Origin of the sequence: Empedobacter sp. UBA7494, assembly GCF_002478465.1 — a bacterium.
In the GTDB taxonomy this organism is placed as follows: Bacteria; Bacteroidota; Bacteroidia; order Flavobacteriales; family Weeksellaceae; genus Empedobacter; species Empedobacter falsenii_B.
Genome location: NZ_DLOC01000040.1, coordinates 1 through 18,899 on the forward strand (window position 1 = coordinate 1; position 18,899 = coordinate 18,899).

The window sequence follows — 18,899 nt, forward strand, 5'->3', positions numbered from 1 at the left end:
CTTTTGAGACAGCCTCTTTTTATTTTACATATTTTAATCTTAATTTTAGTTATTATTAATCATAATTAAATGTCATCAAATCGATATCCTCAACGCATTGTTTGCTTAACCGAAGAAGGAACCGAAATTCTGTATAATATTAACGAACAACATCGTTTAGTAGGAATTAGTGGATTTACATATCGTCCGCCACAAGCACGAAAAGAAAAACCTAAAGTTTCAACTTTTTTAGATGCAAAATTTGAAGATATTTTCAATTTGAAGCCAGATTTGGTTGTAGGATATTCGGATTTGCAAGCTGATATAGCAGCAGAATTAATTAAAAGAGGAATTAATGTTTTTATTTTTAATCATCGAACAGTTGATGAAATTTTAAACATGATTTTACAATTTACGTCATTGATTGGCTGCCAAGAAAAAGGCTTAAAATTAGTCGAATCTTACGAAAAGAAACTCGAAGAAGTAAAACAACAAGCTGCTCTCCTTCCCTATCATCCAACCGTTTTTTTTGAAGAATGGGACGAGCCAATTATTTCGGGAAGTGCTTGGGTAAATGATTTGATTGAAATTGCTGGTGGAAAATTAGCTTTTCCAGAACTCAAAAATAAAGCTTTGGCAAAAGATCGCATTTTGTTAGACGAACAAGTAATAGAACGAAATCCAGAAATTATTATCGGTTCGTGGTGTGGTAAAATGTTCAAACCCGAAAAAGTAAAACAACGAATTGGTTTCGAAAATGTAAAAGCTGTTCAACAAAATCAGTTATACGAAATAAAATCTGAATTGATTTTACAACCTGGTCCTGCTGCTTTAAACGATGGTTTGGATAAAATTGTGGAGATTATAAAAAATTATAATAGTTCACCTTTTTGAAAAATGGAATAGAAATAATTTTTATTTGGAATAAATCCTTGATATCTTGTAACCATCCATTGATTATTTTCTTTTCCTGTTATAAAGCTACCAACGATTCCATTATTATAATTCACAACTAAAACAGAAGATAAATTCAGTTGATAATAATTTTCAACATTGTCTATTTTAAATAATCTAAATTTTCTATTTTTAAATTCAATATCCATAAAAAATTTAACTTGAAGTCTTGTTGAATCATTCAATAATAAGAATCCATTTCTCTTTTTATCACTAAAATCAAAAATAAGTTGATTATTTTGAGAAGAATATGAATAAAAGCTATCTTGTATCGATATTCTATCATTTACATAATAATCTTTCCCTTTATAATAGAAATTACTTTTTAAATACAATTCATTACATGAATTATTTGATGAAGCAACATAAACAGTAGGCTTATCATCTGTCTGATTATTCATAAAATAATCATCATAAAACACACTCTTCTTTATTACAACCAAATAAAATGAACCCTAAAACAAATATTATGAATTTATTCATAAACTAAATATAACAAAAAAATCCCGCTTATCAGCGAGATTTAAATTATTGTATAATATTGACTTCTCGAACCAATGTTACACCATATTTGGCTTTCACATCTTCTATAATTCGTTCAGATAAATCATATATTTCGCGTCCAGTTGCATTGCCATAATTCACCAAAACCAAAGCTTGTTTATCGTGAACTCCTGCATCACCAAAACGTTTTCCTTTCCAACCTGCATGTTCTATCAACCAACCTGCGGCTAATTTCACACCTGAATCAGTTTTGTAATGAGAAATTTCTGGATGAAGTTTTTCTATTTCAGAAAATTCTTCATTCGAAATGACAGGATTTTTAAAGAAACTTCCTGAATTCCCAATCTGTGAAGGATCTGGTAATTTGCTTTGACGAATTTTGATCACAGCTGCACTAATCTCTTGAATCGTTGGATCAAAAATTTGCTCCTTTTCCAATTCATATTTTATTGCTCCATATTCCACATGAAGTTTATGATTTTTCTTCGTCAACTTAAATGTAACCGCTACCAAAACATATTGTCCTCTCAATTCATTTTTGAAAACAGATTCGCGGTAACCAAAATGACATTCTTCATTTGTAAAAGTACGCTCATCACCCGTTTCCAAAACTAATGTTTGAACTTCTTCAATATAATCTTTGACCTCAACGCCATACGCACCAATATTTTGCATCGGCGCCGTACCAACATTTCCAGGAATCAACGAAAGATTTTCTAATCCTCCAAAATCATTTTGCAACGTCCATTCAACAAAATTGTGCCAATTCTCGCTTCCTTGCGCTTTTACGTACACAAAATCATCATCTTCATTGATAATTTCGATTCCTTTCAAATTCAATTTTAACACAATTCCCGGAAAATCGTCTACAAAAAGCATATTACTTCCTCCACCAATAAATAAAATCGGTAAATCTTTTTGACGACGAAAAACCAACACTTTTCGCAAATCTTGAATAGTCGCAACATCAGCAAAATATTTTGCTTTTGCTTCTATTCCAAATGTGTTATATAATTTTAATGAATAATTTTCGATGATTTCCATCTTCTTATTTTTCTTATGATTTAATTGTTCCTGGATATTGTTCTAAAGCTTCTTTCAAGATTTCAACAGAACGAACCAAATCTTCTTCTTTCAGAACATAAGCCAAACGAACTTCTTGAATTCCTGAATTTGGAGTTGAATAAAATCCTGCTCCTGGCGCCAACATTACTGTTTCTCCATTTGACGAGAAAGATTCTAATAACCAAATTGCAAATTTCTCTGCGCTATCAACTGGTAATTGAATCATACAGTAGAAAGCCCCTTTTGGATTTGGGCAAACCACTCCCGGAATTTGCTGTAAACCTGCAACTAATGTATTGCGACGTTTTAAATATTCTGTACGACAATCTTCGAAATAAGTTCCAACATTTCTGTGGGCTAAAGTTGCAATGTATTGAGAAATTTCAACAGGACTTAAACGCGCTTGTGCATATAACATTGCAGCTTTTAAGAATTTCTCGTTACGTGTAATCAAAGCTCCAGAACGTGCTCCACATAAAGAAAAACGTTTCGATTCTGAATCAATTACAATTGCATTATCTTTCAGTTCTGGAAAACTTAAAACAGATGTAAATTCTTCTTCTGTATATAAATATTCTGCATAAACTTCATCCGAAATTAAATAGATATCATGTTTAAGAACTAATTCTTTCAATTGATTTAATTCTTCTTTCGAATATACATATCCAGTTGGGTTTCCAGGATTACAAATTAAAATTGCACGTGTTTTATCTGTAATTTTTTTCGCAAACTCCTCAACAGATGGTAGAGCAAAATTATTTTCGATTGTAGATGGAACTGGAACAATATTTACATCATTTTCACATGTAAATCCGTTATAATTTGCATAAAAAGGTTCTGGAATAATAATTTCATCACCTGGATTTGCAATAATTCCGAAAATAAATAATAAAGCTTCCGAACCTCCTAATGTTGCAATAAAATTTTCTGGTGTTAATTCGATTCCTCGATTTGTAAAATAATCTGCCAAAGCTTGGCGATATTCCAACGTTCCTTCTGAGTGTGTATAAGAAATAATGTTTGAAGGGAAATTTTTCAATCCTTCTAAAACAGCTTTTGGCGACTCAATATCAGGTTGTCCAATATTTAAGTGATAAACTTTCGTTCCTCTTTTTTTCGCTGCATCTGCGTAAGGCACCAACTTTCTGATTGGAGAAGCTGGCATATTTTGTGATTTTTCAGATAATATTAACATTTATTGTAATTTTTTAAATTTGATTTGAATTCTTTGGTATTGTTTTTGTAATTTTAAAGTGTAAATATAAAAAACGTTTAATCTCAAAAAAAACTTTATTATGAGTAAATTAAATAATGCAACTAAATTATTAGCAGGTTTAGCAATCGGAACAGCAATCGGAGCAGTAGTAGGTTTATTATATGCACCAGAATCAGGTAAAGACACTCGCAAAAAATTAAAAAAAGAAGCTGACAAATACAAAAAAGAGTTAGACAAATACGCAAATGATTTTTCTGATAAAGCGAAAAAAACGAAAAAAGAATTAGAAGCTAAACTAGATGAAGTAAAATCAAAATTAGTTGAGCAAAAAGATGAGTTTGTTTCTAAAGCAAAAGAAGCTGGAAAAGATTTAAAATCTAAAGCAAACCAAACAAAAGAAGATTTAAAAGACGAGTTTCAAGAAAACGTAGGAGTTTAATTTCTTCGAAACACAACATTTCTTAAAATTTATAATTAACTTTGTCTTAAATAAATCAATTTTATGTTTAATGAACTAAAAGTTTATATTAATAATAGAATAACTTTAGCAAAATATGATCTCGTAGATTCGCTGAGCAACATGCTGGCGAGCGGTATTTATATATTAATTATTGCTGTATTTTCTTTGTTTATATTATTATTAGGAAGTTTAGCATTAGGATTTATTTTAGGAGGTTATTTTAATGATATAGGATTAGGTTTTCTTACTGTAACTGGAATTTATTTCTTAATGATGGTTCTTTCTATTTTATTTAGAAAGAAATTAAAACTTTTCTTGACAAATATTGCCGTAGAAAACGCTATGGAAGCCATGTCTAACAACGATGATGAAGACGACGATGAAGAATAAAGAACAAATATCTGCGATAAAAAATTTAGACGATTTGCGAATAGCAAAGCGTAAACTAAAATTGCAAATGAAAGTTGCTGAAAATAAGCACGATAATTCATTTGTAAACAAAGCAGTAAGTCTTGTAACAAATTTAAAATCTGATACAAGTTTCACTTCTTCTAAAGTTGAAAGCGCATTAAATTGGGTTGGAGATAAAGCTTCAAAAAAATATCCAATGAAAGGGATTACAAAAATTGTAATATCTGGATTGATTATGATAGCGGTTCCAATCATTACGAGTAAAATTCAGGAATACATAGAAGAAAAATTATAAAATTATTTGATAATAAAAAGACCACTTCGTTTGAAGTGGTTTTTTTGTGTGTGTTAATTTTAAGCTCGACTAATATTTTTCGTGAAAATATTCGTTTGGTATAATCGTTTTATTCTTTTTATCGATAGCTTCTTGATTTCGCAATTCCACACGACGTATTTTTCCTGAAATTGTTTTTGGTAAACTCTCCACAAACTGTACAATACGCGGTATTTTATAACGTGCTAAATGCTCTTCTGTATATCTAAAAATATCTTTCGCTAATTCTTCCGACGCTTTATGACCAGGCGCTAAAATCACAAAAGCTTTTACAGCATTACTGCGTAAATCGTGCGGACTAGCAACAACTGCAGCTTCCATAATTGCATCATGCTCCAACAAAACACTTTCTACTTCAAATGGTCCTACACGGAAATCAGACGCTTTTATCACATCATCATCACGCCCAACAAACCAAACATAGCCGTCTTCGTCCTTATAAGCTTTGTCTCCAGTATAATATAATCCATGTTTGAAAACTTTCATCATTTTATCTTTCTGAATCAAATAAGTTTTGAAAATTCCATTGATGGTTTCTTCATTATGCACAACACAAATATTTCCTTCTTCGCAATCTTGCACAATATTTCCATCATCATCTGCAATCACAATATCATACAAAAATGCAGGTTTACCCATCGATCCGTATTTAATCTTCTCATTTGGCAAATTCGCTATCATGGCAGTAGATTCTGATTGTCCGTAACCATCACGAATCGTAATTCCTGTGCCTTCTTTCCAAACATCAATAATTTCAGGATTAAGAGGTTCACCAGCTGCAACACATTGACGAAGTTTGAAATCATAACTTTTCAAATCTTCTAAAATAAATACACGTAAAGCTGTTGGCGGCGCGCAAAAGGTTGTTACACCCAAATCTTGAATAGTTTGTAATTGTTCTTTCGGAACAAATTTATCTGCATGATAACCCAAAATTGTCGCACCCATATTCCACGGAGCAAAGAAACTACTCCAAAAAAAATTTCGCCCAACCTGGTTGAGAAATATTGTAATGCAAATCGCCTTTTTTCATTCCTACCCAAGAAGATGTCGTGAAACCTCCAAGCGGATAAGTGTAATGCGAATGCACCACAACTTTCGGCATTCCTGTCGTTCCTGAAGTAAAGAAATAGAATAAATCATCGTCAGGATTTGTATCTGCAGCCTCAGCTTGTGTAGATTCTTTCCATAACTCATTGATATTTGTCCAACCTTCTCTCTCGCCTTCTGTAATTAATTTTACCTTGATCTTTTTATCAAATTTTGCTTCTGCTTCATCTATTTTCGATGCATTTGCTTGATCTGCTAAAGCAACTTCTGGAAAAGAAGACTCGAATCTAAATGTTAAATCTCTTGCTTCTAAGGTTGTTGCGGCTGGAATAATAATTAATCCGCCTTTGATAGAAGCCAAATAACCAATCCAAGTAATCGGTAATAATGGAACTTGAGAAAACATTTTGTCTCCTTGTACAATTCCTTTGTTTCTTAAATAGTTTAAAAATTGATTGTATTTATCAGCTAAATCCTGAAAAGTATAATTATCTCGTTCTTCATTATACTTCCAAATTAAACCTTTTTGAGTTCCTAATTGAGCGACATTATAAAGCTCAAAAATATCCTTCACCCAATTGAATTTTTCTGGCTTAAAAATTTTAATTTCTTTTAATTGCGTATAATTCTCTTTTTCGATGGATAATCGAATAGAGTTAAACAATTCTTGTACTGTCATTTATTTGTGGTTTTGAATAAATATAGAAAAATTATTTATTTAAACAGAAGTTTTATGAATAAAAAAAAGGATGATTTCTTAAAATCATCCTTTTTTTATTATTTATTGAGAATATATTAATCTCTACCTCTTCTCGAGTTTCCTGTTCTGTTACGATCTCCACCGCGGTAACCACCACGATCTCCACCTCTTGAATCTCTTGAATCACGGTCACGATCTCCACCACGGAATCCACCTCTGTCTCCTCCGCGATCACGATCTCCACCACGATAACCTCCACTTCTTTCACGGTCATTATCACGACGGCTGTTGAAACCACGTCCGCGAGAATCTCCTCTATCATTACGACGACGATCTCCACCACGACGCTCACCATCACCACGTCTTGGTTCTGGTTTAGAGATTTGAACATCTAAATCTACACCATCACGTTGTGCATCTTTGAAAGATTCTAACACTAATGATTCGAATTGTGTATCAACTTCAAAGAAAGAGAAATTACGTAAAATTTCAATTTTTCCGATTTCGATGTTACGGTTACGAGTTTGCTCGTTGATTAAACCAATTAAGTTTGGAACACGTAAGTTGTGTTTTTGACCAATATTGATAAAGAAACGAGAGAAATCACGACCTCCACGACGGTTAGAAGAACGATTTCCTCTATCACCACGATCTCCTTCAGAAGAAATATCTTTCGTGTTTTTGTAATATTCTAAGAAAGAATTGAACTCAACTGTCATGAAACGTTTTAATAAATCGTCACGATCTAAGTTTGCCAATTTTTCGTTTACAGTTTCCATGTAAGGCTCGATTAATTCTTCATCAACTTCAATATTCTCGATTTTATCGATTAAAGAAATTAAACGTTTTTCACAGATTTCTGCTCCAGTTGGTACGTTTTTAGGCTCGATTTTAGAAGCAATTAATTTTTCTAAATCTCTAATTTTACGCGCTTCACGTCCTCCTGAGATAATGATAGAAATCCCTTTGTTACCCGCACGTCCTGTACGTCCTGAACGGTGTACATAAACTTCTGGATCATCTGGTAAATTGAAGTTGATTACGTGAGTCAATTCATTTACGTCGATACCACGAGCAGCAACATCTGTTGCTACAAGGATTTGAATGTTTTGGTTACGGAATTTCTCCATCACGTGATCACGTTGTGATTGTGATAAATCTCCGTGTAATGCGTCTGCATTGTAACCATCTTGCATCAATTTATCTGCTACATCTTTCGCTTCGCGACGAGTTCTACAGAAAACGATACCATAAATATTAGGGTAATAATCGGCCAAACGTTTTAAAGCTAAGTAACGATCAGAAGAACGTACTAAGTAAACGTGGTGCTCGATATTTTTTGATGCAGTATTTACTTTACTTACAGCAATCTCAACTGGATTGTGCATATATTCTGAAGCGATACGACGAACCTCTGAAGGCATTGTAGCTGAGAATAATAAAGTTTGTTTTTCTTCTGGAGTTGTTTCTAAGATAGAATCGATTTCGTCACGGAATCCCATGTTCAACATCTCATCTGCTTCATCTAAAACTGTCCATGTGATGTCATTAATTTTTAATGCGCCACGTTTGATTAAGTCCATTGTACGACCTGGTGTTCCTACAACGATTTGCGGATTATCTTTTAATCCTCTAATTTGTTTAACGATGTCAGCACCACCGTAAACTGCCTGTACACGTACTCCACGCATATCTGCAGAAAAAGATTCTAATTCTTTTGCAATTTGTAAACATAATTCACGAGTAGGACACAAAATAATTGCTTGTACTGATTTTGAATTGCTGTCTAATTGATTTAAAACCGGAAGCCCGAATGCTGCAGTTTTTCCTGTACCTGTTTGCGCCAATGCAATAACATCTTGATCTGATGAAAGGATTTGAGGAATAGCTTTTTCTTGAATTGGAGATGGGTTAACGAAGCCCATTTTCTCAATTGCAGTTAGGATTTCATCTTGAAGTCCTAATTCTTTGAATGTAATCATGTTAGATACTATACCGAGATAATGAAATTCATTTATATTCCATATCACCGGTTTTATTTTAAATTATTTAACCAACAGATATGAAAGAATAAAATTAAATGGCTGAGCAGCCTAAAAAATCCCTAAATGAATATTCTTTAACATCCGTACCTTAACTCTAAAAGGCTGTGCAAATGTAAGGATTATTTTTGAAATACACAACACACATTCATAATCCTTACAATTAATACACATAATTTTATTTTATTGATAATAAATAAATTACTAACAGTCTGCAATATTTACAGCAACTGCCAAACCTCCTTCAGAAGTTTCTTTGTATTTATTATTCATATCTTTTGCAGTTTCCCACATCGTATTTACGACTTTATCTAACGGAACTTTCGCAGTCAATGGATCTGTATCCAATGCTAATTCTGCCGCATTTATCGCTTTAATCGCTCCCATTGTGTTACGCTCGATACAAGGAATTTGAACCAAACCTCCAATCGGGTCGCATGTTAAACCTAAATGATGTTCCATTGCAATTTCGGCAGCCATCGTTACTTGCGCAGGAGTTCCTCCCATTAATTCGCATAATGCAGCTGCAGCCATAGCCGAAGATACACCGATCTCAGCTTGGCAACCTCCCATTGCCGCAGAAATAGTTGCTCCTTTCTTAAAAATAGAACCAATAACTCCTGCTGTTGTTAAGAATTGTTCAATCTCTTTTTGACCAGCTTTATGATTTTCGATCACCAAATAATACATCAAAACTGCTGGAATAACTCCTGCACTTCCGTTTGTTGGCGCTGTTACAACTCTACCTAAAGAAGCATTTACTTCATTAACAGCAAGAGCAAAGCAACTTACCCATTTCAAGATTTGACGAAAATATACTTTGGTTTTTCGGATTGAAGCAATCCATTCTTGTGGATTAGAATAAGGTGTTGCCCCAACCAAATTCTTGTGCATATCGTAAGCACGACGTTTCACGTTCAATCCACCTGGTAAAATACCTTCTGTATGACAACCAATGTACATACACTCTAACATGGTATTCCAAACACGCATTAATTCGTGGTGAATTTCATCTTCAGTTCGAATTGTTTTTTCATTCTCGAACATGATTTCAGAAATCGATTTATTTTCTTTCGAACAAAATTCTAATAATTCTGTTGATGTATTAAATAAATATGGAAAAGCACAAGTGACATCTGTATTGGTAGCACTATCATCTTCTTTTGTAATAAATCCTCCCCCTATCGAATAAAACGTAGAAGATAATTCTTCGTTCTCATAAAAAGCTGTAAACATCATTCCATTAGCGTGAAAAGATAAAAACTCTCGATTGAAAACGATATCAGTTTCGGGATTAAAATCAATTAAAAATTTATTTCCAAAATTTAATTGTTTATTTGTATTGATCGTATTAATAATATTCGAAATATCATCAACAGGAATATATTCAGGATCAGCACCGCTTAGCCCTAACATTACTGCATAATCAGTCGCATGTCCTTTACCCGTAAGTGATAAAGAGCCATACAAATCTACACGAACTTTTGTAATTTTATTAAAGATAGATGCAGCATCTAATTCTTTCAGAAAAGCTTCTGCAGCGCGCCAAGGACCTAAAGTATGCGAACTTGAAGGACCAACGCCAATTTTGAGCATATCAAATACTGAAATACAATCCATTTTGTACTTTTAATTTATATTATTTCCACACAAGACAAATATAGCCGTTAAATTCTCATATTCGCTTTATTTAAGCAGTTTTTTTATCAACTTAAACAATTAATAAGCTTAAAATATTCATATTGAATGATATTAACACAAATTATTTAGCATCAAAAAAAGAGGTCACAACTAATTGTAACCTCTTTTCTAGACTTTATTAAGTTTTTATTTAAACTTGTGCCAATATGGATAGATAATCGCTAAACCATAACCTATAAACACAAATAATGTAAACATGGTAAAAAGTGTTCCATCTGCCATAAATTCGGGCTGCATTGCTGCTGACACAAATAATGATGTCACAACCATATATACACCAATTCTTTTATAAGATTTCACTAAAAAGATACCTATCAATGCAATAACTCCTAAAACAAGAGTCGAAATTGGATACCATTTTGGCATTTCTGGCGCATCTTCGTTCATCATTTGGCGGAACAAATAATCATTTGTCACCAATAATTGATAACCACGATAAAGAATACTCAAAATCAAGAAAACCATTATAAAGATCATTGACTTGAAAAGGAATGATGTTTTGTTTCCTTCGTGTTTCAAATCTTTTGTTTTGGTATTATCAGACATTAAAACTTTTGTGTCAAAAATATCGTCACGTTCTTGATTTTGTTCTACTTTTTGATCTGTCATAGCTTTATTTTAAAATAAGAAATCATATCCTTTCAAACTCAATTTTTCGTATTTTTCTTCATCAAAACGATACAATTTAGATACTTTACGATGTTGTTTAGGATCTGTTGTATTACCTGTTTCGATAATTAAATTTGAGTTAAAGATTTTCTTTCTAAAGTTACGTTTATCCAACTCACGATTCAAGGCTTTTTCATACAAACTTTGCAATTGCGCAATTGTAAACTCATCTCCAAGTAAGTTGAACCCTACTGGACGACGCTTCACACGACGTTTTACACGCTCTTTTGCATATTTTACAATCTCATTATGATCAAAAGCCAAATCCGGAACACGGTCGTAAGCATACCATTCTCCACCTTGTGTTTTCACTTTTTCCTCTATTTGAGGTGTCAATTTAACCAAAGCGTAATAAGCAACATTTACAACACGTCCTAATGGATTACGAAAAACTTTTGTAAAAGCTTTCAATTGTTCAATATATGTTTGATGCTCATCGTAAGCAATTTTCTCAATCAACAATTCGTGAATTGCTTGATCGTTACTTACCGTTGGCGCAATATATTTTCCTGGCAAAACCAATGCTCCTTTGAAAGGATCGTTTAGTTTTTTGTACACCAATATTTTGAGATCTTCTCCATCAAACCCGAAAAGTACGAGACTTGAACATAGAGCGACCTGAAAATATTTTTCTTTTTCTTCGTCTGTCATTTTGTGGGATGATTAATAAATTGAAATTTATTTTTAATGAAAAATTGAATGCATCAATCTATTTTTATCGTTAAAAGATTCTTCTAACGAAATCATAGATTCTGTTCTCAATACATCATCAATTTGATCAATTTTGTAGATAACATCTTTCGCATCAGAAGTATCTCTTGCACGAATTTTACAGAAAATATTATATTTCCCAGACACAACGTGAACCACTGTTACGTTAGGAATTTTATATAATTCATCTATCACTTTCTGAGTTTTGTTTGTTTTTGTAAGTAACAATCCTACATACGCAACAAACTGATAACCCATTTTATCATAATCTGTAATTAGTGTAGTTCCTTTGATGATTCCAGCCTCCTCTAATTTCTTGACACGTACGTGAATAGTACCAGCAGAAACATTCATTTTCTTTGCAATTTCTGTAAATGGCATTCTTGTATTGTCAATCAAATACATCAAAATTTTCTTATCAACATCATCAATTATGTAATTCATTTTCCTAATTTTTGATTATTATTATTATTTTAATAAAAAATCGAATTAATTTTTAGCAAAATTATAAATAAAACAAACAAACTTCAAAATATTTTTTAATGATTTATTTAATATTTTACTTTTGTTATAATAATAGTTCGAAAAAGAAAGAACTAATCACTTTTGTTTGTTTGCGCGAGTTTATTGTCTAACCACAATAAACTCATTTTTTTTTATTTAATTTTGACTAAACCACGACGTTTTTGTTCCACTTTAGGTTGAGTAATTTTTTGATACGTAACTTTGACCGTATCTTTTGTAGTTTGACGAGTAGAATCTATTCTTCTTTCCTCACTTTTAAACTGTTTCGGAAGGACAATCGAATCAAATCTTTCTTGCGTTTGCTCCTCTTTTTTAGCTTTTGCTTTTCGTTTATTTTCATCTAAACCTAAGAAACCTCTAAACGTTTCGAAACTTTTGTTGTATTGAATTCCAACTCCGAAACTTTGATTCAAGTTATTTTCCATTCCTGGCAATAAACCGAAAGTTGTAGGTTTTGTAAATGCTTTTAAGACCAAAGATCCATTATTCAATTTCGAGATATCATAAGAAACATCAAAATTTCCATCGAAGTTCTCTTGTACATTTCTATTATTTGTAACCGCAATTCCATACGAACCACGCAAACTTAAACGATTATTAACGCGATATGAAACCGAAGTTCTAATTTTATCATTTGTCTCTGATTGTGCACTACCACCTACGTACTCCATTTGTATATCTACATTATTTGCAATAGATGATAACATGCCCGCAATTGTCGATAAACCAATATCGGCAGCTGTACTCGTTACACCAGACTGAACAGCCGAAGCATCACCAAATTTACCTGTCAATAAGATATAACTAAACTGAAGCATCTGTTCTTCTGTATTTGAACGGAATTTTGACTGTAACTGCGAATTGATATCCGAACCTGCATTAGGAATTGTTAATCCAAAATCGATAATAGGTTTCTTCAACGTTTCGGAAATATTAATTGATAAGAGAGCATCATAAATTTGTGAATATCCTACACCTAAATAGTCTCCAACATTTGACACCGAACGTTGATATTCAGCTGTAATATTAAGCGTTGCATCGAGCGGATTTCCTGCAAATTGTACCGAAGATCCTTTTTTGATTTTAAAATCTTTCGGAATAAGAGGAAATTGTCTAAACTCATACGTTCCACTTTCTATATTATATACACCCGTAATACTCAATCCTGCTTTATTCATTAAGAATCTAAGATTTTCTGCTGTACCACGCGCTGTCGCTTTATCGTTTGTAGCTGCATCAAAAATCAAATTCACCATTGCATTTGGATACGCATTAATGTTGACATCTATCGACATTCCTTTTGGCGCATGCGGTTCATTATTTTTAGATTTTTCGTCCAGATGTTGATTAGGAACAAAACGTACCAAATTATTTTCTGACTCAATTGTTGTACTACCTGTATTTATCGTTAACTCAGAATTTCCAACAACTGTCGCATCTCCAGCAATCTCCAACTCTTCTACCGCACCAAACATGGTTACATTTCCTTTCGCAAATACTTTTCCATAAAACAATTCATTGTCTTTAATAGACGTGTTCATCACTAATAAATTTTGCGTATCGAAATCTAAGTTGAGACCCCATTTAGATAAGTTGCGGAAAAGAATTGCTCCGTCAACTTTTCCTTTTGTATTGTACGCAGTGTCTTTAAATGCAATATCATTCAACATGATAATACCTTGTCCTTTTCCTTGTTTCGAAACAAGCAATTCATTTTCTCCTTCAAATAAATAATCTGTTCCTAAGAAATTCACTTTCAAACCAAGATCTTTTGCAATCATATTTCCACTAAGATTTGGCAAATCAATTGGTCCAGTAATTTTTAAATCACCAGATAACGTTCCACGCATATTAGAGAAAACAGATTTTAAGAATCCTTCTAAGAAATCGATGTGAAACTCGTCAAAATTGACATCTACATCAACCTCAGGACCTGTCGGTTTATTAATAATATTACCATAAGCAACCAACGATTGAATTTGCTCTTTCTGTAAACTTGTTTCAAAATTAAATTGTTTATCCGCTACATTATAACCTCCTTGTAAAGTCAAATTACCAAGCTCAAAATCATTTAAACCTAACTTATCAATTTCAGCTTCAAGTGTTGGTTCTAATTTTTCTTTTGTACGAATAATATCTACTTTACCATTTGCTATACCGACAATTTTTAGATTATTCAATAATGTTTTAGGAATGATTTTTTCTAAATGCAAATCTTTAAAATCAGCATTGAAATTGTAATCTACGTTGTTATTAAATAAACCACTTACTTTTAAATATTGTTCTTCTGATTCTAATGATAAATCTTCAACTTTTAATGATTTATTAATTCGATTAAAAATTACACGATTCGAATTTGCATCATTCAAATGATTAATTGTCCATTGTGTCGAATCAATTTGTATTGTTGAAGGAGAAAATCCAAAAATCAAATCATTATTATTCTGAACTGTATGAAAAAGATTCAGATTAAATAAAATTGGATTTTTTCGACCAATATTAAAATCTGTTTTCACAATCATCGTATCATTCTTCGGAATCGAATTTACGTTAATTGCATTAATCGTTACACCACTTACTTTCAAACTATCAATCTTCGCATTCAACGTTGGCAACTCCGCAATTGTGTTTAGATTAACATTAGATTGGAACAATTGAATTCCTGCATATTTTATTCCAGGCGTATCCAAAGTCGCTTCCAACTGATTTTTCGTACCATCAATATAACCTTTTACATGCGTATCAGGTTCAATCGAAATAGATGAATCGATATATTGTAATAAATTTTCTTGCACATAAACATCAAACGAAAAAGCCTGATTTGGCGAAACTTTTTTATGACGGAAAGATGGAACTAAATCTACAAGCGAATTATTGATGACATTGGCAACTTCCGTAATATTATAGCGACCATCTACTGTAGCGCGCATATAATTAGGAACATCCAAAGTCATGATTTTATGCGAACCATCTATTTGAGAATTCAACATGACATGTGACAATTCTAACGTATCTTTTTTCGAACGGAAGTAAAGATTTTTGACATCAATATTTCCTCTAAAATCATTAATATTTGTCAACTTAAAATTCCCTTCTACATCACCGCGTACAATTGCATTTAGATTTTTTGTAACGCCAAGAAAATCTAAATTAATTTGACGAATATTCGAAGTAAAATCAAAATCATAAGGTTTTCCACTAAAGTTAATTTTACCTTTCAATTGCGCATTTAGATTTGGATCTTTGATATCGAATAATCCATTGAATTGATAATTTTTAACCAAACCATCAACCGTAATATTTTGATAACGTTTGCCCATCAAATCCAAGTAACGAAGCGTTCCGTCAACATCTAAATTGATATTTTTCAAATCTGTTCCTCTTCCATCAAATCTAAACTTCCCGCTTACATAACCCAAATCTTTTGCATTAGTTAATTGACGAAGATTTAAGTTTTTTGCATCTAAAGTACCTTTATAAATTAAGGCTTTTACATTTTTATAATTCTTGATTTGCGCTTTAATATCAGCATCTCCAAGTCCAGAAACCGCGTAACCATTTGCATGAATTTCATTTGGATTTAATGAAATATCTCCACGATAATTTAAATTTCCAAAACGTGTCAACATATTTGGAATTTTGTTCGAAACAAAGGTTGGAAGTAATTTTGTTATTTTTTGATATGATGTATTAATTTTTACATTTCTTGTCGAAAAATTCAGCAAAGAACCATGCAAAACATCTTGTAATTGCAAGCGAGAAGCACCAACATAATTGTCTTCACCTTTCAATTCAAAATCAGAAAAAGTCAAATTATTCAGCGTTCCATTTACTTTTCCATATAAATCTACTGACGAATTTTTATCAAATAAAGGAGTAAAATAACGAATTTCCTTAAAATTAATCTTAGAACCTCGATCAAAAAAAACGTCCCAACGAACTTTATCAGCAAATTCTCCCATATCCGAGGGGTCATCGTAACTCAATAACAAATTCCCATTCAAAACAGATGTATCCGTTCGTAAATTCAAATTCCCAACTCGAATTTCTTTTTTCGAATAATGAACTTTTCCTGTAAAGTTTTGTACGTTATACCTTTCTTTATTTTTTGTCGCAACAAAGCAGAAGTTTTCTAAATCAGCCGTAATATCAGAATCAACTAATCGAAACTTTTTTACAGTCATATTCAGTTGTTTCGAATCCAACCAAACATTTCCAGAATTTTGATTAACAATTGAAACTTTACCATCTTCCAAAATAAAATCTCCATCCAATTTGAAAATCTTTTTCGGATCTTTTGGTTTATCAGAACTAAAACCATTGACAAATTTGATGAAATTCGAAATCGAATCGCCTTTGTACGTAATCACACGAATTTCGGGTTCAATCAATTTCACTTCACTCAAATCAATGTAATCTTTTTTGATTCCTGGTAGAAGTGTCCAAAGATTAATTGTCGTTTCCAAGGTTTTCGACTTCATAAAATCATATTTATGATCGTCTTTTATCTTAACACCATGGAAATATATTCGTCCAAAAAAATCAATATCCACCGAATCCACATACATTTGTGTGTTCAGCGATTTATTTAATTTTTCTAATGCAAAGTGAGCTATTTTTGTCTGTACCGCAGGGATTTGTATTGCGATTGCTACTGTTAAAACAAGGGTTAAAACGAGTATAATCAACGACAATAAAAATCTTCCTATTCGTCTGACTATTTTCAATGGTTTAAATTTACGATATTTGCAGGGTAAAAATAAGTTATAAATTTTATTCTACAACGAATTATGAGCGATAAAAACTACATTTTAGCCATAGAATCTTCTTGTGATGATACAGGCGCAGCAATTATTGACGGAAATAAAATTATTTCTAATGTTGTGGCAAGCCAAAAAATTCACGAAATATATGGTGGCGTAGTACCAGAATTAGCTTCGAGAGCACATCAACAAAATATTGTTCCCGTCGTAGATCAAGCACTAAAACAGGCAAATATTAAAAAAGAAGAACTTAAAGCAATTGCGTATACGCGTGGTCCAGGATTGATGGGATCGCTTTTGGTTGGCGGAAGTTTTGCGAAATCTTTCAGTCAATCATTGGATATTCCATTGATTGATGTCAATCACATGCAAGCACATATTTTGGCAAATTTTATTGAAGATGCCAACGACGAAAAACCAACTTTTCCATTTTTATGCTTAACGGTTTCTGGAGGACATACTCAAATCGTGAAAATCAATAATTATTTTGAGATGGAAATTTTAGGAGAAACGATTGATGATGCGGCTGGTGAAGCATTTGATAAAGCAGGTAAAATTTTAAATTTACCTTATCCTGCAGGTCCAATTATCGATAAAAAATCTAAGATTGGTAATCCTACAAAATTCAAATTTGCAAAACCAAAAATTGAAGGTTTAAACTTTAGTTTTAGCGGTTTCAAAACGTCAATTTTATATTTTATTCAGAAAGAGGTCAAAGCAAATCCAAATTTCATCGAAGAAAATATTGACGATTTGTGTGCTTCTATTCAATATTCTATCGTTAATATTTTGATGGAAAAAGTAAAAAAAGCTTCGGACGAAACTGGAATTAAACAAATTGCGATTGCAGGTGGAGTTTCGGCAAATTCTGAAATTCGTCAACGATTAAAAGATGGAGAAACTGAATTTGGTTGGAAAACTTTTATTCCAAAATTTGCATACACAACAGATAATGCAGCGATGATTGCAATGGTTGGAAGTTTAAAATTTGATCAAGAGTTATTTACAAAAAACACAGCGAAATCTGTGGCTAAATACCATATTTAATGAAATTATTTTTTGGAGAAATTCATCACGAAACAGCTATCCTGAACGAAGAAGAAAGTCATCATTTTGCGAAAGTTTTGCGCGGAAATGAAGGCGATTTGGTTCATGTGACGGATGGAAAAGGAAATTTGGCTCAAGTTGAAATTACGTCGATTTCTAAAAAAGCAGTTGAAGGAAAAGTAATTGATTTAAAGGAAAATTTCGAGCAAAAAAATTACTATTTGCACATTGCAATTGCACCAACTAAAACAATGGAACGTTTGGAATTTTTCTTGGAAAAAGCAACCGAAATTGGTATTGATGAAATTACATTTTTGCAAACTTTTCATTCGGAACGAAAAAATATTAAGATTGAACGAATTGAAAAAATTGTTCAGTCTGCAACAAAACAATCGTTGAAAGCGTATTTGCCAAAAGTAAATGATTTGACAAAATTCAACGAATTTATCAAACAGGATTTTGAAGGTTTCACGAAATGTATTGCGCATTGCGAAGCGGATATTGAACGAACACCTTTAAGAACAGTTTTGGAAAATAACCCGCAGAAAATTTTAATTATGATTGGTCCTGAAGGTGATTTTTCGCGAGATGAAATTTTCGCTGCAGAAGATCACAATTTCACAGGAATTAGTCTTGGATATCAACGTTTCCGTACTGAAACTGCAGCTTTACAAGCTGTTTTTGCTGTTGATTGGGGATTGAAATAAATGATTTTCACTTTCAAGCCCCATAAATTCAGCGGTTAAGACAAGACTGATGAGTTCTAAA

Annotated in this window: 17 protein-coding genes; 6 read left to right on the forward strand and 11 right to left on the reverse strand. The window is 32.3% G+C overall.

The genetic code is table 11. The features are described from left to right. The first annotated feature begins 69 nt into the window (after nucleotides 1-69). Nucleotides 70-873 carry a cobalamin-binding protein gene (locus tag B4E95_RS03975; RefSeq protein WP_291077699.1) on the forward strand — a complete coding sequence of 268 codons (804 nt, stop codon included), beginning with the start codon at nucleotides 70-72 and terminating at the stop codon, nucleotides 871-873. On the opposite strand, the gene B4E95_RS03980 is transcribed toward B4E95_RS03975, so the two are convergent. The 3 genes from B4E95_RS03980 to B4E95_RS03990 all read right to left on the reverse strand — a co-directional run bounded on the left by B4E95_RS03980 (nucleotide 852) and on the right by B4E95_RS03990 (nucleotide 3,697). Continuing rightward, nucleotides 852-1,334: a hypothetical protein gene (locus B4E95_RS03980; RefSeq protein ID WP_291077697.1), complete on the reverse strand. Its 483-nt coding sequence runs from the start codon at nucleotides 1,332-1,334 to the stop codon at nucleotides 852-854. The genes B4E95_RS03975 and B4E95_RS03980 overlap by 22 nt on opposite strands. A 127-nt stretch (nucleotides 1,335-1,461) precedes the next feature. Beyond that, nucleotides 1,462-2,481, reverse strand: a complete 1,020-nt coding sequence (murB, locus tag B4E95_RS03985) for a UDP-N-acetylmuramate dehydrogenase (protein ID WP_291090096.1) — start codon at nucleotides 2,479-2,481, stop codon at nucleotides 1,462-1,464. Between the two features lie 13 nt (nucleotides 2,482-2,494). Beyond that, nucleotides 2,495-3,697 (reverse strand): pyridoxal phosphate-dependent aminotransferase, encoded by a 1,203-nt coding sequence (locus tag B4E95_RS03990; protein ID WP_291074524.1) that lies wholly within the window; start codon nucleotides 3,695-3,697, stop codon nucleotides 2,495-2,497. 100 nt (nucleotides 3,698-3,797) lie between these two features. On the opposite strand from B4E95_RS03990, the gene B4E95_RS03995 reads away from it, so the two are divergent. The 3 genes from B4E95_RS03995 (at nucleotide 3,798) to B4E95_RS04005 (ending at nucleotide 4,884) form a co-directional block, all read left to right on the forward strand. Then, nucleotides 3,798-4,157 carry a YtxH domain-containing protein gene (locus B4E95_RS03995; RefSeq protein ID WP_291059508.1) on the forward strand — a complete coding sequence of 120 codons (360 nt, stop codon included), beginning with the start codon at nucleotides 3,798-3,800 and terminating at the stop codon, nucleotides 4,155-4,157. A gap of 141 nt (nucleotides 4,158-4,298) precedes the next feature. After that, nucleotides 4,299-4,568: a hypothetical protein gene (locus B4E95_RS04000; RefSeq protein WP_349680106.1), complete on the forward strand. Its 270-nt coding sequence runs from the start codon at nucleotides 4,299-4,301 to the stop codon at nucleotides 4,566-4,568. Continuing rightward, a complete protein-coding gene (locus tag B4E95_RS04005; RefSeq protein WP_291090103.1) occupies nucleotides 4,558-4,884 on the forward strand; it encodes a hypothetical protein in 327 nt (108 codons plus the stop codon). Before B4E95_RS04000 ends, B4E95_RS04005 begins: the two co-directional genes overlap by 11 nt. Nucleotides 4,885-4,953: 69 nt before the next feature. On the opposite strand, the gene B4E95_RS04010 is transcribed toward B4E95_RS04005, so the two are convergent. From B4E95_RS04010 to B4E95_RS04045, 8 genes are all read right to left on the reverse strand, one after another. Beyond that, nucleotides 4,954-5,871, reverse strand: a complete 918-nt coding sequence (locus B4E95_RS04010; RefSeq protein ID WP_291090106.1) for an AMP-binding protein — start codon at nucleotides 5,869-5,871, stop codon at nucleotides 4,954-4,956. A 19-nt stretch (nucleotides 5,872-5,890) separates the two neighbouring features. Further along, a complete protein-coding gene (locus B4E95_RS04015) occupies nucleotides 5,891-6,652 on the reverse strand; it encodes an AMP-binding protein (RefSeq protein ID WP_291090109.1) in 762 nt (253 codons plus the stop codon). A gap of 116 nt (nucleotides 6,653-6,768) precedes the next feature. Beyond that, nucleotides 6,769-8,655 carry a DEAD/DEAH box helicase gene (locus B4E95_RS04020; protein WP_291090111.1) on the reverse strand — a complete coding sequence of 629 codons (1,887 nt, stop codon included), beginning with the start codon at nucleotides 8,653-8,655 and terminating at the stop codon, nucleotides 6,769-6,771. Nucleotides 8,656-8,919: 264 nt separating this feature from the next. Then, nucleotides 8,920-10,335, reverse strand: coding sequence for an L-serine ammonia-lyase (locus tag B4E95_RS04025; protein ID WP_114999998.1), 1,416 nt, complete (start codon nucleotides 10,333-10,335; stop codon nucleotides 8,920-8,922). A 207-nt stretch (nucleotides 10,336-10,542) separates the two neighbouring features. Next, nucleotides 10,543-11,025, reverse strand: coding sequence for a hypothetical protein (locus tag B4E95_RS04030; protein WP_219034200.1), 483 nt, complete (start codon nucleotides 11,023-11,025; stop codon nucleotides 10,543-10,545). A 9-nt stretch (nucleotides 11,026-11,034) separates the two neighbouring features. Then, the gene (locus B4E95_RS04035; RefSeq protein WP_038336322.1) at nucleotides 11,035-11,736 is read right to left on the reverse strand and encodes an NUDIX hydrolase; all 702 of its coding nucleotides are present in this window, start codon (nucleotides 11,734-11,736) and stop codon (nucleotides 11,035-11,037) included. 33 nt (nucleotides 11,737-11,769) lie between these two features. Continuing rightward, the gene (locus B4E95_RS04040) at nucleotides 11,770-12,240 is read right to left on the reverse strand and encodes an Lrp/AsnC family transcriptional regulator (protein ID WP_038336320.1); all 471 of its coding nucleotides are present in this window, start codon (nucleotides 12,238-12,240) and stop codon (nucleotides 11,770-11,772) included. A gap of 212 nt (nucleotides 12,241-12,452) precedes the next feature. Next, nucleotides 12,453-17,048 carry a translocation/assembly module TamB domain-containing protein gene (locus B4E95_RS04045; RefSeq protein WP_291090114.1) on the reverse strand — a complete coding sequence of 1,532 codons (4,596 nt, stop codon included), beginning with the start codon at nucleotides 17,046-17,048 and terminating at the stop codon, nucleotides 12,453-12,455. Nucleotides 17,049-17,111: 63 nt separating this feature from the next. Between B4E95_RS04045 and tsaD the strand changes: the two genes are divergently transcribed. Together tsaD and B4E95_RS04055 are read left to right on the forward strand one after the other, a co-directional pair. After that, complete coding sequence (gene tsaD / locus B4E95_RS04050) at nucleotides 17,112-18,131, forward strand: tRNA (adenosine(37)-N6)-threonylcarbamoyltransferase complex transferase subunit TsaD (protein WP_291047078.1); 1,020 nt, start codon at nucleotides 17,112-17,114, stop codon at nucleotides 18,129-18,131. After that, nucleotides 18,131-18,838, forward strand: a complete 708-nt coding sequence (locus B4E95_RS04055; RefSeq protein WP_291047079.1) for an RsmE family RNA methyltransferase — start codon at nucleotides 18,131-18,133, stop codon at nucleotides 18,836-18,838. Before tsaD ends, B4E95_RS04055 begins: the two co-directional genes overlap by 1 nt. Nucleotides 18,839-18,899 lie beyond the last annotated feature (61 nt).